The sequence below is a fragment of the Xanthomonas sp. CPBF 426 genome (genome assembly GCF_903989465.1).
GTDB classification, from domain to species: domain Bacteria; phylum Pseudomonadota; class Gammaproteobacteria; order Xanthomonadales; family Xanthomonadaceae; genus Xanthomonas; species Xanthomonas euroxanthea.
The window spans coordinates 905,453-920,316 of the sequence record NZ_LR861805.1 but is presented as its reverse complement, the minus strand read 5'-3'; the positions used below and the strand labels follow the sequence as shown (position 1 = coordinate 920,316).

Sequence of the window (14,864 nt, the reverse complement as noted above, 5' to 3'; positions counted from 1 at the left end):
GAACCTGCGGCCGGCATGCGTGCCGGCCGCGGGGTTGGGCGATCAGTGCAGCAGGCCCTTTTTGCGTGCCACGTTGGCAGCCAGTGCATCCATCAATCCCGGCGACAGGCAGTCGTATGGGGTCAGCCCGAGCTCGTTGAGACGGGCGCGCACGCCGTCCATGGCAGCCGGCGGCGTGCCGGTTTCGATGATGGAGGACACGAACGCCGCAAAGCCCGGCGGCGACCAGCCCGACTGCTGCGACAACTCGGTATGGATGAAGTCCAGACCGTAAAACGCGTGTTCCTTGTCTTCGATGCGCCCGAACATGTGCACGCCGCAGCCGGTGCATGCATGCCGCTGGATCGCCGCAGTTTCGTCGACGACCTTGAGCTTTTCCGCATGCGCGGTCACCGTGACCTTGTCGCGCGGCACCACTGCAATCACCGAAAATGTCGCGCCTTCCGGCTTCCAGCATTTACTGCAGCCGCAGGCGTGGTTGTGCGCGGTCTGCGCAGCCACGTCCACGGTCACCTTGTCGCTGGCGCAGTGGCACGCGAGGGTTCCGCCCTGAAAACTTTCCGCACCTCCACGCGCTACACCACTGTCTACCGAAGGATGAATCGAGACGCTGGTCATCATGCCCCTCCCGGAGTATCGGGTACCACGTGCGCGGAAGCGGCCGCGCGCCGATTCTGGCCGTACGGTCAGAAATGAATCACGGTGCGGATCGACTTGCCTTCGTGCATCAGGTGGAAGGCCTCGTTGATCTCTTCCAGCGGCATGGTGTGGGTGATGAACGGGTCGAGATCGATCTCGCCCGTCATCGACTGCTCCACCATGCCCGGCAACTGGGTACGCCCCTTGACACCGCCGAAGGCCGAGCCGCGCCACACGCGGCCGGTCACCAGCTGGAACGGACGGGTGCTGATTTCCTGGCCTGCACCGGCCACGCCGATGATGACGCTCTCGCCCCAGCCCTTGTGGCAGCACTCCAGCGCCGACCGCATCACATTGACGTTGCCGATGCACTCGAAGCTGAAGTCCACGCCGCCATCGGTCAACTCGACGATGACCTCCTGGATCGGCTTGTCGTAGTCCTTGGGGTTGATGCAGTCGGTGGCGCCCATGCTGCGCGCCAGGTCGAACTTGCCCGGGTTGGTGTCGATGGCCAGGATGCGCCCGGCCTTGGCCTGCACCGCGCCCTGGATCACCGCCAGACCGATGCCGCCCAGGCCGAACACCGCCACGCTTTCGCCCGGCTTGACCTTGGCGGTGTTGTGCACCGCACCGATGCCGGTGGTGACGCCGCAACCGAGCAGGCAGACCTTTTCCAGCGGCGCGTCCGGGTTCACCACGGCCAGCGAAATCTCCGGCACCACGGTGTACTCGCTGAAGGTGCTGCAGCCCATGTAGTGGTAGATCGGCTCGCCGTTGTAGGAGAAGCGCGTGGTGCCATCGGGCATCAGGCCCTTGCCCTGGGTGGCGCGCACCGCCTGGCAGAGGTTGGTCTTGCCGGACAGGCAGAACTTGCACTTGCGGCATTCGGCGGTGTACAGCGGGATCACGTGATCGCCCACCTTGACACTGGTCACGCCCTCGCCCACTTGCTCGACAATGCCGCCGCCTTCGTGGCCCAGCACGGACGGGAAGATGCCTTCCGGGTCATCGCCAGACAGGGTGAATGCATCGGTGTGGCACACACCGGTATGGGTGATGCGGACCAGCACTTCGCCGGCCTTCGGCGGTGCGACGTCGATCTCGACGATTTCCAGCGGCTTGCCGGGTCCGAATGCAACTGCTGCACGGGATTTCATGTGATGGCGCTCCTGACGATGAGATTCAAGGACGGGCACGGCATGCGCCGGCCCGGTGGGAGTTCATTTGAGGTAGGACCGGACCAGCCCGAGCAATTCCTGCACCCGCTCGGCACGCTGCGCATCGGAAGCGGCGGCGTGGCCGAAGTCTTCGCGGATATGCGCTTCGAGCACCTGCGACATCAGTCCATTGACGGCCCCCCGGATCGCGGCGATCTGCTGCAGGACAGGCGCACAGTCTGCGCCCGCCTCCAGCGCGCGCTCAAGCGCGTCGCATTGCCCGCGCAGGCGTCGCACGCGCGCAAGCGCCCGCTTTTTCTCCTGTGGCGAATGCGGCATGGCGCCCCCGGTCAAATACTGGGGGGTAGTATATGGATCCGCTCGAAAAAAGCCACGCCTGCGAACACGCCTGCCCGAACAAAGCCCGGGCGGCCGCAGCCGGGGCCGGTCGTCCGTTGCGGCACCTTTGGCGTCAGCCATGGCGCTGGACATCCATCCAGGCGCCTGCAGGTGGTCGACGCGTTGTACCGGGGTGCTGCGGATTCCGCGCGCCTGCAGCCGCTGTCGTCGCACTGCAGCACGGCACTGGCAGGCATGTGCAGGCGCAGCACGCGTGTGTCAGCCCTCGTCGCGATCCAGGCGCATGCTCTCCGACACCGGGAGCTCGATGGTGCAGCGCACCCCGTCCGCCCCCATCACGTAGGTGGTCTCGGCCTGCAATTGGTACGGCAGCGCACGTTCGATCAGCTCGCGGCCGTAGCCGGACCCTTGCGGCGCCTCGCCAGGCGCCGGCATGTGCACGCCGGTCTCGCTCCACTCGATGCGCAGGCGGGTGCCCTGGGCCGGACGCAGCAAGCGCCAACGCACCTGCAACTGTCCGCCGGCCTGTGCAAGCGCGCCGTACTTGGTGGCGTTGGTGGCCAGTTCGTGCAGGGCAAGTGCGAAGGTCTGCACGGTGCTGGAGCGCAGACGCACGCCGTCCGGGCCGTCCAGGGTGACGCGGTCGCCATGGCCGTGGGCATTGATCGCGCCCATCGCCGACAGCTCGGCCCGGATCAATTCATCGAACAGGATGCGATCGCCTTCGTTCAGGCGCGACAGCAGCCCCTGCACACGCGCCAGGGCGTCCAGGCGGTCGTTATAGATCAGTGTCAGCTCGGCGATGGTCGTGCTGCTGCGTTGCGTGCGATTGAAGACCACGCGCACCACCCCCATCAGATTGCGGGTGCGGTGCTGCAGCTCGGCCAGCAGCACCTGCTGGCGATCTTCCCACTGCCGTCGCCGGGTCACGTCCTGGCCGATCTTGAGATAGCCCAGCGGCTCGGCGCTGCCGTCGCGCAGCGGCCGCGTCGCGCCTTCGATGAACACGCGCCGGCCGTCCTTGCGTTGATGCCAGCGAACATTCGGCGCGCCGCCGGTGTAATGCGCCTGCTCGATCTCGCGCTGCGGCACGCCGGTCAGGCGGTCCTCGGCCACGAAGGTCATTGCGATGTGCTGGCCGATCGCCTCCTCGGCGGTCCAGCCGAAGACCGCTTCGGCACCCGGCGGCCAGGTCTGGATATGCCCGCGCGTATCGGTGGTAAAAATTGCGTAGTCGAGCGCGCTCTCCACGATCACCCGGTAGCGCTCTTCGCTTTCGAGCAGCGCGGCCTGCGCGCGCGCACGCTCCAGCGCCGCCCAGGTGCGCTCGGCGGTCTCCTCCGCCAGGCGGATCTCGGCCGCACTCCAGTTACGCGCGGTCCGTTGATTGACCACGAAGGTGGCCACCAGCTGCCCGCCCTTGATCAGCGGCACCACGATCAGCGCGCCGATCTCGTGGCCCGCATCGGCCGGGCGCCGATCGTCGGGCAATGCAGGGTCAGCGACGGCATCGCGCACCACCCAGGTCTGCGCGTCGAGCAGCCAGGGCATCGGCCAGTCCGTCGACGCGAAGCGACGCGCATGACTGGTTTCATCGGGCTGATGCCAGTCGCGTTCAACCACGTACTGGTGCGCCCTGGCATCCACGTCCACGTAGTAGGCGCGGCCGGCGTTCAAATGCTCGCCGAGCACGCGCGCGGCCTCGGCCTGGATGGCGGCCGGATCGGGCAGCGGCCGCAAGGCGTCGGAGAGTTTCAGCAGGAAGGCATTGCGGTCCTGCACCTCGCGTAGCGCCGCCTCGGTGAGCTTGCGGTCGGTGATGTCGAGTACAAACTCGAAACCGGTGCCATCCGGCAGGCACTTGGACGCAAACAGGGCCCAGCGCCGGGTTCCGTCCTTGCACAGATATTGGCGCTCGTAAGGCGTGGCACTTCCCTTGCTCTTGAGCTCCTCGAAGGCCTGCTCGCACACGCCCCTGAATTCGGGTGGCGTCAGCGCCTGCCAGGAAAGCGTGCCCGCTTCCACGTCGGCACGGCTGTAGCCGCTCATCTTCAAGAACGTGTCGTTGGCATCGGTGAGGCGACCGCCCATGTCGAAATACGTCGCGCCGACGGTTTCGATCGTCAACGCGGTGCGGAAGCGTTCTTCGCTGGCACGCAGCCGCTCGTCGGCCCGGCGCTTGTCGGAGATGTCGCGAAAGTAGACCGACATTCCGCCATCGTTGGTGGGGTAGATGCTGACATCCACCCAGTACCCCAATGCCGGCGACACGGTTTCCAGCCTGACCACCTGGCGGGTCTGCGACGCCTGCACATAGGCCTGATACGGCAGCGACCCGATCGAGTCGGGAAATTGTTCCCACAGCAAGGTCCCGAGCAATTGATCGCGCGCGCGCCCCCACAGCAACTCGGCCTTCTGGTTGATGTAGGTGAAGCGCCCGTCCGCATCGACGCCGTAGAACGCGTCGGAAATACTTTCGAGAATGTCGCGATTGCGCTCGGCAAGCGCGCCCACCTCCATCTGCACCCGGCGTTGCGCAGTGACATCCTGCAACACTGCAACGCCACCGGTGACGCGGCCGGCTTCGCGCAGCGCTACTGCGGTAATCCGCAACCAGCGCTGTGCAGCGTCATGGGGGTCGAGGAAGTCCACCGGCGCGATCGTGTCTTCGCCACGCAGCGCGCGGGCGCAGGGAAAGTCCTGGATCGCAACCGCCTGCCCTTGCTGATCGACACCGGCGCGCGGCTGCTTCAGCGGCTGCGCGCACGAGGGGACCCGCGCAGCCAGCTGGTCCCGCAGTTGTGGATTCCGGTAGGTGAAGCGACCTTGCAGATCGAACAGGCCGATCCCGATGGGGACCTGGTCGAGCACGTACGTCAGCCGCGCCTCGCTATCGCGCAGGCATTCCTCGGCCTGCTTGCGCGCCGTGACGTCGGTTCCGGCACCGAACCACTCGGTGATGCGTCCCTCCGCATCCAGTGCCGGGACCGCCTTGGTCGCCATCCACGCAATGCTGCCATCGGCGCGTCGTACCCGGTGCTCGAACACGATCGCGCTGCGCGAGCGGATTCCTGCATCGATCCTGCTGCGCACCAGCGCCTGATCCTCTGCGGGAATGTAATCCATGATCCATGAACGACTGGTCGCCGGCGCATCGGCGGCACGCGTGCCGGCGGTCAGCTGGTGCATCTCGTCCCAGTCCGCGCTCATGCGGTAATGCACCTCGGAACTTGCCGCCGACAGCGCGGCCAGCCGCGACTCGCTGGTGCGCAATGCCAGCTCGGCCCGATGGCGCTCGATGTAGTCGGCGGCCGTCCATGCGAGCAGTTCGAGCAATCTGAGTTCGTGTTCCGCGGGCCGATACGGCACGGTGAACTGGGTTCCGAGCAATCCCAGCAGGCCACCGGCACGATTGAACAACGGTGTGAACTGGGCAGCACGGATGCCGCTGCACAGCGCTGCCTCGTAATCGGGCGTTCCCTTCAACGGGGTGAAGGTTTCGATGTCCTCGATCACCAACTGCCGGCGTTCGCGCCGCACGGTGTCGCAGGTGGCCTGGAAACCGTCTTTCAGGAATTGCTGGACGAAGGCGCTGCGTTCGTCATGTCCGCGATAGACGCGCAACTCCATCTCACTGTTGTGTGCGCTGACCAGTTGCACGCAGCCGCAGTCGGTACGCGCGAAGACGCAGGCAAGCGCTGTGATGTCCTGCAGCGCGATACGGGCGTCGGCCTGTGCCGCCAGGCTGACCTGCAAGGCATGCAGGCGACGCATGCCGGCGAGTTCGTCCTGCAGTGCCGCGTTGTCCTGCCTGGTGTTGTCGGGCATGGCACTCATCGTGTCCGGCCCTGGCCTGCGCCCATCGTGATCAATCATTCGTACCGGGTGAGCCCACACAGTGCGCACTCGATGGCGAAGGGCTTGTCAGTAGCGTGCTCGACACAGCGGGTTGTTGCCGGTGCCGCGCGTGCGGACAAGACGGCTGAAGCGAAGCCGAGGGGAATCGTTTAATTCGGCCTGCCGGCTGCCGGACCTCCGGTGCAGAGACCGCCAAGCGCGGCAAGCGTCCGCTTCGCTCGGGTTGCGCATTACAGCGAGCAGGGCGACTGTCGCACGTGCGGAGTTCACCAGCTGCAGCATCGCCGTGGGTAGCTGGCAGCGACGGTGGACGTGATCTCCACACCAGCAGGATCAGCCATGCCGGGGCGGCGGCCCGAAACCCTGGGCCTGCAGGCATTGCAGCAGCGCTGGCGATGGCGGGCCGAGGGACGATGCGTCAGGCGCAGCCCATGCGATGCCTTGCACGGTGGCACAGGCCTGCAACGCGGCGTCGAAGTCGGAATCATGGGGTGGCGGGCCACGACGTGCCTGTGGCGGCGCAGGCGGCGGCGGTGGCCCGCCGGCAGGCGCGCCGCAGACACTGGCGCAGCCGCCCAGGCCGAGCACTGCCAGCAGTGCGGTGATGGCGGCTGTGGTGCGTGTCTGGACCATCGTCGATCTCCCTGGCTGGATGGCGCACATGCGCGTCCTGCACGCACATGGCACTGCGGGACGTCCCCGCTTGGTCAGGGAGAGCGTCGCATCGCGCCATGTCGTGCATTTGCCGCTGCGCGCCGCCCGCTGGCGTACGCCGCCACGCGGCGCACAAGGTCTGCAACCACGCGGGCACTGCAGGCGATGTGCCCGGACCGTGGTGAAGGCCAGGCCGGGCGAACGTGTCAGTTTTCGACGATTGCCGGGGCCACGCCCGCGCTGAGGTCCGCCACCTCTGCGGGCAACGACGCCAGCACCGCAGTGCGAAAGCGCGCTGCGAATGCGGCATTGTTGGCCTGGTAGAACGCGCGCGCATTGGCCGACAACCGATCCAGCTGCGCTTGCGGCAACGCCAGCGCGGTTTCCACCGCCTGCGCGATGCCCGCCGCATCCACGTAGTAGTACGACGCCAGACGCCGCTGGCGCACCTCGGCCACCGGGATCAGCACGCCGTGCTCGGGCCTGACCAGTTCGTTCATCGGCTCACCGTCGGTGGCCAGGGTCACCGCGCCCACGCTCAGCGCTTCCATCAGGTAATGCCCGAAGCCTTCGGCCTCGGACGGACACAGATGGAACAGATGTGCGTTCTGCAGCCGCCGCAGTTCGGCATCGTCGAGATAGCGGACGCGGTGGTCGATGTTCGGCGCCACCACCGGCTTGCCGGCGGTACGCGGGCTCTGCACCACCGTCAGCAGCGGCCACTCCGGATGCCGTTGCCAGGTCTCCAGCAGCACCTGGGTGCCCTTGGCGGTGCTGCGCCCGGCCAGGTGGAAGAACGCACGCTGACGCGGGACCTGCGCGTCGTGGCGATCCGGGCTGGTGAAGCCGATGAAGCGCGTGGTGCAGCCCAGGCTGCGAAAAATCCGCTCCGCGTGATGGGTCTTGCACAGCACCGCGTCGAACTGCGGCAGCCGTGGCAGCCACTTGGGCAGCAACCATTCCGGATTGGGCACCAGCAGGTTGGTCTGGCCCAGCGGCAGGCAGCGCGCATACACACGCTCGGAAAAGATCTGCACCGGCACCCGCCCGAACAGCGCGCGACTGGCCCACAGACGGGCTTCGCGCGCGGTGTCGTGCAGCCGCTGACTGGTGAAGCCCACTTCCTGCACCGGGATGCCGCCGGCGCGCAGCGTCTGCGCCATCAGCACCATGTCCCGGGTCAGGCCCACGCCGTTGTCGCGGCTGATCACCCGCATCATCGGAAACGCCTTGTCATGCGTACACTCGCCATTGCAGCGGCGCAGTGTCGTTTGCCCGGTTTCCTGCACGATGTTCCGTTCTGTCATGGTGCGTCACGCGTGTGCCAAAGGTTGACAAATTCAATCATTATGATGCGTGCTCCAGCCTTGCAACTGCGAGCACCATGTATCCGGTAGCCACCACCCTGCGCGGGCCAAGCTCCGCGCCACCGACGATGACCTCCATGGACATGCAACAACCCTGCGTTCTCGTGGTCGACGACGACCCGGACCTGCGCAAGCTGATCGGCGAGTTCCTCAGCGCCCACGGCTACCAGGTCGAGGTTGCCGAAAACGTGGCGGAGATGCGCAAGCGCATCGCGCAGCGCCGCCCGGACCTCATCGTACTCGACGTGATGATGCCGGGAGAAGACGGCCTGAGCGCGGCGCGGGCGCTGGCCAGCGAGCGCGGTTCACCTGCGGTCATCATGCTCAGCGCGCTGGGCAACGACACCGACCGCATCATCGGCCTGGAAGTGGGTGCCGACGATTACCTGGCCAAACCCTGCAATCCGCGCGAGTTGCTGGCGCGGGTGCGCGCCCTGCTGCGCCGCAGCCAGGCCAGTAGCGAGCAGGCCGACCAGCGCGGCAACGTCTACGAGTTTGCCGGCTGGCGGCTGGACGTGGTCCGCCGCGACCTGCGCGACCCCACCGGCATCTTCATCAATCTGTCTGATGGCGAGTTCGCGCTGCTGCGCACCTTCGTCGAGCATCCGCAGCGGGTGCTGAGCCGCGACCAGTTGCTGGACTACGCCCGTGGCCGCGACACCGACGTCTACGACCGCGCCATCGACAGCCAGATCAGCCGCCTGCGCCGCAAGATCAACGAGCGCGTGCATACCGAGTTGATCCGCACCGTGCGCAACGAGGGCTACATGTTGCTGCCGGGCGTTTCGCGTCTGTGAGCAAACCGGCACGTCGCGGGCTGTCGATCTTTGCCCGTACCTTTGTGTTGCTGGCGGTGGCGCTGCTCACCGCCCAGGCGGTCGGCATCGCGCTGCTGGTGATGCGCACCCCGGTCTACGAGCCGCCGGTGCATCCGCCGGAGGTGGTGGCGCTGCTGTCCACCCGCATGCCGGCCGGCACCCAGACCCTGACGGTGCGCGAATCGGCCCAGGCCCCGCTGCCGCCGGCAGGCCATGTGCGCGATGGGTTTGCGGAAATGCTGCTGGCCCATTGGCTGGATGTCCCCGAACAGCGCGTGCGCTTCTACCGCAGCGCCGACGATCGCCAGGGCCCGCAGCTCGGCATGGCGCGGCCGCCGCGCATGCCCGACCAGCCGCAGCGCCCCGGGGCCGCTGGCGCCGATGCCAGCCCCGCCGGCGATCGCCGCGATGCCGCGCAGCGATCGCCGCCAGCGCCAGGCGCCTGGCCGGGCGATCCTGCCCCCGGCACCCCGCCGGTCGGCAACGGGCTGGGTCCGGACGCTCCCCCCGCCGCCTGGGAAAGCGAGCGGCTGACCCCGGGCGTGCCGTTGCTGGATGGCTTCACCGCCGCGCTGCAGCAGCCCGATGGCCGCTGGCGCACGGTCGAATCGCCGCCGCGCCAGCTGTCGGCCGAGTTCAAGACCCACGTGGTGCTGCTGTTCCTGGCCGGCCTGCTGGCCAACGTGCCGCTGGCGTGGTGGTTCTCGCGTGCGCTGTCAGCGCCGATCAAGCGCTTTGCCGAGGCCGCCGACCGGCTGGGCCGCAATCCGGATGCGGCCGCACTGCAACGCAGCGGCCCGCCGGAGATCGTGCGCGCGGCCGACTCGTTCAATGCGATGCAGGCACGCCTGAATCGCCTGATCAACGAGCGCACCCACATGGTGGCGGCAATCGCGCACGACCTGCGCACGCCGCTGGCACGTCTGTCGTTCCGCCTGGACGGCCTGCAGCCACCGTTGCGCGACAAGGCGCTGGCCGACATCGACGAGATGAAGGCGATGATTTCCGCCGCGCTGGATTTCATCCAGAACGATCGCCACCGCGGCAAGCGCGCGCCGCTGGATCTGCGCCTGCTGGTGGAAAGCGTGGTCGACAATGCCACCGACATCGGCGCCGATGCCGAACTGCTGCCCGGCCCGGAAATCACCCTGGATGGCGACCCGCTGGCATTGCGTCGGGCGGTGATGAATCTGCTGGAGAACGCGCTGAAGTACGGCAAGCGCGCGCGCCTGCAGCTGCAGCGCGATGGCGAGGACGGCGTGCTGTGGATCGACGACGACGGCCCCGGCATCGACCCGACCCAGCGCGACCAGTTGCTGCTGCCCTTCGTGCGCGGCGAGTCCTCGCGCAATCGCGACACCGGCGGCATCGGGCTGGGGTTGTCGGTGGCGCACAGCATCGTGCTGGCGCATGGCGGCGACCTGCGCCTGGACAACCGTGCGGCAGGTGGCGGCCTACGCGTGACGGTGCGCCTGCCGTGCATGCCGGAGCGACGCTAAGCCGGGCGGGAATGCGGTCTTGCGCATGCGCGCTCGGCGGTACCGTCGCGCCCGGGTCCATGCCTGCCAGCAACGCGCCGCGTGCCAGCCCGGCGAGGCGCTACGGCTGCGGCACTCCGCAAGCGCTCAGTACGCGAACTCGCGGAACACCCGATCGATATCGCCGTTCCATGCGCCGTGATACAGCGCCAGCTTGCGCTCGGCGGCGGTCACGCCGCTCTCGGCGATCTCGGCGATCACGTCCACAAAGCCGGTCTCGTCCTGGCCATCGGCATTCAGCCGCGCACGCCGGCGCAGGCCCTCGCGGGCGATCTTGACCGCTTCCACGGCCAGCTCGCGCAGCGTGCCGTTGCGGAATGGCAGGCCGAGTGCCTGCCTGGGCACCCCGTCGCGCAGCGCGTGACGCTCGGCGGTGCTGAAATCCTTGACCAGATCCCAGGCCGCATCCAGCGCGGTGTCGTCGTACAGCAGGCCGACCCAGAATGCCGACAGCGCGCACAGCCGATCCCACGGGCCGGCGTCGGCGCCGCGCATTTCCAGGTACTTCTTCAGACGCACTTCCGGGAACGCGGTGGTCATGTGATCGGACCAATCGCGCAGCGTCGGCAACGCGCCCGGCAGTGCCGGCAACCGGCCCTGCATGAAATCGCGGAAGCTCTGCCCGCTGGCGTCGACATAGACGCCGTCGCGGTAGGAAAAATACATCGGCACATCGAGCAGGTAATCGACGTAGCGCTCGTAGCCGAAGCCGTCTTCGAACACGAAATCCAGCATGCCGGTGCGATCGGCGTCGGTGTCGGTCCAGATGTGCGAGCGGTAGCTCAGGTAGCCGTTCGGCTTGCCTTCGGTGAACGGCGAATCGGCGAACAACGCGGTGGCGATCGGTTGCAGTGCCAGCGACACGCGGAACTTCTTCACCATGTCCGCTTCGGTGGCGTAATCCAGGTTGACCTGCACGGTGCAGGTGCGGGTCATCATGTCCAGGCCGAGCGAGCCGACCTTGGGCATGTAGTTCTTCATGATCTGGTAGCGGCCCTTGGGCATCCACGGCATTTGGTCGCGGCGCCACTTCGGCTGGAAACCCATGCCCAGGAACCCCAACTGCAACTCGCCGGCCACCTGGGCCACTTCGTCCAGATGGGTGCCGGTTTCCACGCAGGTGTGATGCAGGGTTTCCACCGCCGCGCCGGAGAGCTCCAGCTGGCCGGCCGGCTCCAGCGTCACCGAGGCGCCGTCGCGCAGCAGCGCAATGGTGTGGCCGTTTTCCTGCACCGGCTCCCAGCCGAAGCGGGTCAGGCCGGTCAGCAGCGCCTGGATGCCGCGCGCGCCTTCGAACGTGGGCGCGCGCAGGTCGTCGAGCTGGAAGCCGAACTTTTCGTGCTCGGTGCCGATCCGCCAGTCAGCACTGGGCTTCTCGCCGGAGGCCAGCACCTGGACCAGTTCCGCGCGTTCGGTGATCGGCGTTTCGGCAACGTGGCTGGGACTCGACAAGGGCAGGCTCGCAGGAAAAATTTAGGGGAACGATGTGGGGATCCTCCCCTGCCACCGCAAGGCCCGCACTATAACCGCAGGGCATGGAAAGAATTGCTGCCATCGACCGGGTCTGAGATTTCCATCCATGCGCACGGCGTGGCCGACGCAGCAGCAAGCGCGACCCCACCGCCCGAGGGCAGGCGTGACGGAGGGTGCGGCAGGCCGCAGCCGTTCACGCTGAACGCGGACACCCGCAAATCCCCGCAGGCAGGATGCACGGCGTTCGATTACCCAGGCCGCGCACCCGCGATCCTGTAGCATCGCCCGGCCATGACCGTTGCGCCCACCCCCACCGACGCCCTGCTCGCGCAGATGACCACTCTGATGCACTGCGAGCGCGCCGACGGCTACGCCTGCGTGAGCGCACGGCGCGAACACGGGGCGCGCTCGGTGGACCTGACCCAGCCGCAGTTCGCGATTGTGCTGCAGGGCCGCCAACAGGTGCGCAGCGCGACCCAGTCGCTGCAACTCGTGCCGGGCGATCTGTTCCTGGCAACGCGCCGTTGCCGGATCGATCTGATCAACACGCCCGACCCGCAGACCGGGCTCTACATGAGCGCGGTGGTACCCCTGTGCGAGGAGGCACTGGCCGCTGCGCGCGCGTTGTGGAACGAGCCGCTGCCCGAGGCCGGCGCCGACATCGCGCGGCTGCCGGCGATCGATGTCGCACTGCCGCTGCGGCAATGGCGCGATGCGCTGCAACGCGGCCTGTATACCGAAGCACGCCTGGCGCTGGCCTCACTGGTCATCCACGTGTGCCGTCGCGGCCATGGCGGCCTGCTGCTGCCGCCGGCGCCAAGCATCGCCGAGCAGGTGCGTACGCTGATCGTCGCGCAACCGCAGCGGGCGTGGCGCTCGCGCGATATCGAAGACAGCCTGGGCATCAGTGGCGCCACCTTGCGCCGGCATCTGGCCGCCGAACAACGCTCGCTGCGCGAACTGATCACCGATGCGCGGCTGGCGCACGCGATGGCCCTGCTTTACAGCACGCGCTGGCCGCTCAAGACCGTGGCCGCGCGCGCCGGCTATCGCTCCACCCGCAGCTTCAGCCAGCGCTTCCAGCAGCGCTACGGGCTGGATCCGGCCAGCATCGGCAATAGCCGCTAGGGCGCCAACGCGAGCGCTTGGCGCAGCGCATTGAGCGAATCGCGCAGCTCGCTGCCGCCAGCATGGCGACACCGCGGCGGTTGCCGCCTGTCCTGGAGTTGCTCATGTCTGTTTCCGTCCTGCGTACGCTGGTGCCGCTGCTACTGGCCGCAAGCGCCACGCTGGCGCACGCCGCTGCGCCCGCATCCCCCCACGCGCAGGTTCCCGGCTTCTACCTGCAGCGCATCGGCACGCTGCGCGTCACCGCGTTGTTCGACGGCCGCGTGGGGCTGACGCGTCAACAACTGTCCAATGTGGACCCGGCAGAGCGCGACCGCCTGCTTGCGCGGGGCTACGTGCCTGAAGACGCCAAGGGGCTGCAGACCGCAGTCAACGCCTACCTGATCCAGGACGGCAGCCACCTCAGCCTGGTCGATACCGGCACCGCGCAGTGCCTGGGGCCCGGCCTGGGCCAGGTGCTGACCAACCTGCGCGCCGCCGGTGTCGACCCCGCCCAGGTCGACGATGTGCTGCTCACCCACGCGCATCCGGACCACCTGTGCGGCCTGCTCGATGCGCAGGGCACACCGGCCTTTGCCAACGCCACGGTGTGGCTGTCCGACGCCGATGCCGCGTACTGGCTGGATCCCGCCTCGGAGGCCGCTGCCGCGCCGACGCTGCAGTTCGCCTTCCCGTTGGCGCGCGCGGCCGTCGCGCCCTATCAGGCCCAGGGTCGGCTGCGCCGTTTCCAGCCGGGCAAAACCACATTGCCGGCCGGCATCACCGCCCTGGACAGCCAGGGCCACACGCCCGGCCACGTCTCCTACCGCTTCGACGGCGGCGCTGGCAGCACCCTGCTGGTGTGGGGCGATGTGTTGCACTACCACGCCGTGCAGTTTGCCCAGCCGGACGCGTCGTTCGAGGCCGACAGCGATCGCACCAAGGCAATCGCCTCACGGCGTCGCCTGCTGGCGCAGGCCGCCGACGGCCGCTGGTGGGTGGCCGGCGCGCATCTGCCGTTCCCGGGCCTGGGCCATGTCCGCCGCGAGGGCGCCGCGTTCGCCTGGGTGCCGACCGAGTTCGGCCCGGTGCCACAATGAAAAAACGGCGAGCCCTGGCTCGCCGTCCTAATGGTCTGAAGGGCCAGGCGTCATCCGCCAGCCCGTCCCGGCTCACTCTGCGGCAGGCGCCGCTACGTCCAGGCCCAGCCAGCCGCCGACGATGCCGCGCAACTCGTCCACGCCCTGGCGCGACTCGCCCGAGTAGGTCTGCACGGTCACGCTGTCGCCGAAGCGCGAGGTCACTTCCTTCTTGACCTTCTGCAGGGTCTGCATCTGCTGGCCACGGCCGAGCTTGTCGGCCTTGGTCAGCAACCCATGCGCGGGCAGGCCGCGCTCGGCCGCATAGCCGAGCATCTGCAGGTCGTAATCCTTGAGCGGATGGCGGATGTCCATCACCACCACCAGCCCGCGCAAGGCCTCGCGGGTGCGGAAATAGCGGTCGATGAAGGCCTGCCAATGCGCCTGCAGGTCCTGCGGCACCTTGGCGTAGCCGTAACCGGGCAGATCCACCAGATAGCGCTCGGGCTGGATCTGGAAGAACACCAGCTGCTGGGTGCGGCCAGGGGTCTTGGACACGCGGGCCAGGGCGTTCTGGCGGGTCAGCGCATTGAGCGCGCTGGATTTCCCGGCGTTGGAGCGGCCGGCGAAGGCGACCTCGTATCCGCCATCGTCCGGCAATTGCCGGGCGTTATGGGCGGACAGGTGGTAGCGGGCTTGTTCGATAAGGAGCGACATCGCCCTAGGATCGCACGTTCGGGGCCTGACGGTTTTGCTGCACTGTTCGTTGACCCTGGCGCAAAGGCGTGTCGATAATCGAAGCACGCCTGCCACA

At 67.8% G+C, this 14,864-nt stretch carries 12 protein-coding genes; 4 read left to right on the top strand and 8 right to left on the bottom strand.

What is annotated here, in order from left to right:
* Nucleotides 1–42: 42 nt before the first annotated feature.
* The 6 genes from gfa to H7A87_RS03770 all read right to left on the bottom strand — a co-directional run bounded on the left by gfa (nucleotide 43) and on the right by H7A87_RS03770 (nucleotide 7,975).
* Nucleotides 43–618 carry an S-(hydroxymethyl)glutathione synthase gene (gene gfa / locus H7A87_RS03795; RefSeq protein ID WP_104586020.1) on the bottom strand — a complete coding sequence of 192 codons (576 nt, stop codon included), beginning with the start codon at nucleotides 616–618 and terminating at the stop codon, nucleotides 43–45.
* Nucleotides 619–686: 68 nt separating this feature from the next.
* Nucleotides 687–1,796, bottom strand: coding sequence for an S-(hydroxymethyl)glutathione dehydrogenase/class III alcohol dehydrogenase (locus H7A87_RS03790; protein ID WP_104585998.1), 1,110 nt, complete (start codon nucleotides 1,794–1,796; stop codon nucleotides 687–689).
* Between the two features lie 63 nt (nucleotides 1,797–1,859).
* Nucleotides 1,860–2,135 carry a formaldehyde-responsive transcriptional repressor FrmR gene (frmR, locus tag H7A87_RS03785; protein ID WP_016902624.1) on the bottom strand — a complete coding sequence of 92 codons (276 nt, stop codon included), beginning with the start codon at nucleotides 2,133–2,135 and terminating at the stop codon, nucleotides 1,860–1,862.
* 279 nt (nucleotides 2,136–2,414) lie between these two features.
* Nucleotides 2,415–5,984 carry a PAS domain S-box protein gene (locus tag H7A87_RS03780; RefSeq protein ID WP_232087921.1) on the bottom strand — a complete coding sequence of 1,190 codons (3,570 nt, stop codon included), beginning with the start codon at nucleotides 5,982–5,984 and terminating at the stop codon, nucleotides 2,415–2,417.
* Between the two features lie 363 nt (nucleotides 5,985–6,347).
* Nucleotides 6,348–6,647, bottom strand: a complete 300-nt coding sequence (locus H7A87_RS03775; protein WP_104649704.1) for a hypothetical protein — start codon at nucleotides 6,645–6,647, stop codon at nucleotides 6,348–6,350.
* Between the two features lie 227 nt (nucleotides 6,648–6,874).
* Entirely contained in the window at nucleotides 6,875–7,975 is a 1,101-nt protein-coding gene (locus H7A87_RS03770) for a glycosyltransferase (protein ID WP_119129608.1), read from the bottom strand.
* Between the two features lie 137 nt (nucleotides 7,976–8,112).
* Between H7A87_RS03770 and H7A87_RS03765 the strand changes: the two genes are divergently transcribed.
* Nucleotides 8,113–8,832 (top strand): response regulator transcription factor, encoded by a 720-nt coding sequence (locus H7A87_RS03765; protein WP_104649706.1) that lies wholly within the window; start codon nucleotides 8,113–8,115, stop codon nucleotides 8,830–8,832.
* On the top strand, nucleotides 8,829–10,352 hold the full coding sequence (locus tag H7A87_RS03760; RefSeq protein ID WP_119129607.1) for an ATP-binding protein: 1,524 nt from the start codon (nucleotides 8,829–8,831) through the stop codon (nucleotides 10,350–10,352). The genes H7A87_RS03765 and H7A87_RS03760 overlap by 4 nt, the downstream gene beginning before the upstream one ends.
* Nucleotides 10,353–10,478: 126 nt before the next feature.
* Here the strand turns inward: H7A87_RS03760 and H7A87_RS03755 are convergent, their stop codons facing one another.
* Nucleotides 10,479–11,843 (bottom strand): glutamate--cysteine ligase, encoded by a 1,365-nt coding sequence (locus H7A87_RS03755; RefSeq protein WP_104586009.1) that lies wholly within the window; start codon nucleotides 11,841–11,843, stop codon nucleotides 10,479–10,481.
* Between the two features lie 312 nt (nucleotides 11,844–12,155).
* On the opposite strand from H7A87_RS03755, the gene H7A87_RS03750 reads away from it, so the two are divergent.
* Both H7A87_RS03750 and H7A87_RS03745 read left to right on the top strand, forming a co-directional pair.
* On the top strand, nucleotides 12,156–12,992 hold the full coding sequence (locus H7A87_RS03750; RefSeq protein ID WP_104649709.1) for a helix-turn-helix transcriptional regulator: 837 nt from the start codon (nucleotides 12,156–12,158) through the stop codon (nucleotides 12,990–12,992).
* 104 nt (nucleotides 12,993–13,096) lie between these two features.
* Nucleotides 13,097–14,071 carry an MBL fold metallo-hydrolase gene (locus H7A87_RS03745; protein WP_119129606.1) on the top strand — a complete coding sequence of 325 codons (975 nt, stop codon included), beginning with the start codon at nucleotides 13,097–13,099 and terminating at the stop codon, nucleotides 14,069–14,071.
* A 72-nt stretch (nucleotides 14,072–14,143) separates the two neighbouring features.
* Here the strand turns inward: H7A87_RS03745 and yihA are convergent, their stop codons facing one another.
* The gene (gene yihA, locus H7A87_RS03740) at nucleotides 14,144–14,767 is read right to left on the bottom strand and encodes a ribosome biogenesis GTP-binding protein YihA/YsxC (protein WP_024939454.1); all 624 of its coding nucleotides are present in this window, start codon (nucleotides 14,765–14,767) and stop codon (nucleotides 14,144–14,146) included.
* Between the last annotated feature and the right edge of the window lie 97 nt (nucleotides 14,768–14,864).

Coding starts and splice junctions, on each gene's coding strand:
- H7A87_RS03750 (WP_104649709.1), top strand. CDS start 12,156: ATGACCGTTGCGCCCACCCCCACCGACGCCCTGCTCGCGCAGATGACC.
- H7A87_RS03775 (WP_104649704.1), bottom strand. CDS start 6,647: ATGGTCCAGACACGCACCACAGCCGCCATCACCGCACTGCTGGCAGTG.
- H7A87_RS03780 (WP_232087921.1), bottom strand. CDS start 5,984: ATGCCCGACAACACCAGGCAGGACAACGCGGCACTGCAGGACGAACTC.
- H7A87_RS03790 (WP_104585998.1), bottom strand. CDS start 1,796: ATGAAATCCCGTGCAGCAGTTGCATTCGGACCCGGCAAGCCGCTGGAA.
- yihA (WP_024939454.1), bottom strand. CDS start 14,767: ATGTCGCTCCTTATCGAACAAGCCCGCTACCACCTGTCCGCCCATAAC.
- gfa (WP_104586020.1), bottom strand. CDS start 618: ATGACCAGCGTCTCGATTCATCCTTCGGTAGACAGTGGTGTAGCGCGT.
- frmR (WP_016902624.1), bottom strand. CDS start 2,135: ATGCCGCATTCGCCACAGGAGAAAAAGCGGGCGCTTGCGCGCGTGCGA.
- H7A87_RS03745 (WP_119129606.1), top strand. CDS start 13,097: ATGTCTGTTTCCGTCCTGCGTACGCTGGTGCCGCTGCTACTGGCCGCA.
- H7A87_RS03765 (WP_104649706.1), top strand. CDS start 8,113: ATGGACATGCAACAACCCTGCGTTCTCGTGGTCGACGACGACCCGGAC.
- H7A87_RS03770 (WP_119129608.1), bottom strand. CDS start 7,975: ATGACAGAACGGAACATCGTGCAGGAAACCGGGCAAACGACACTGCGC.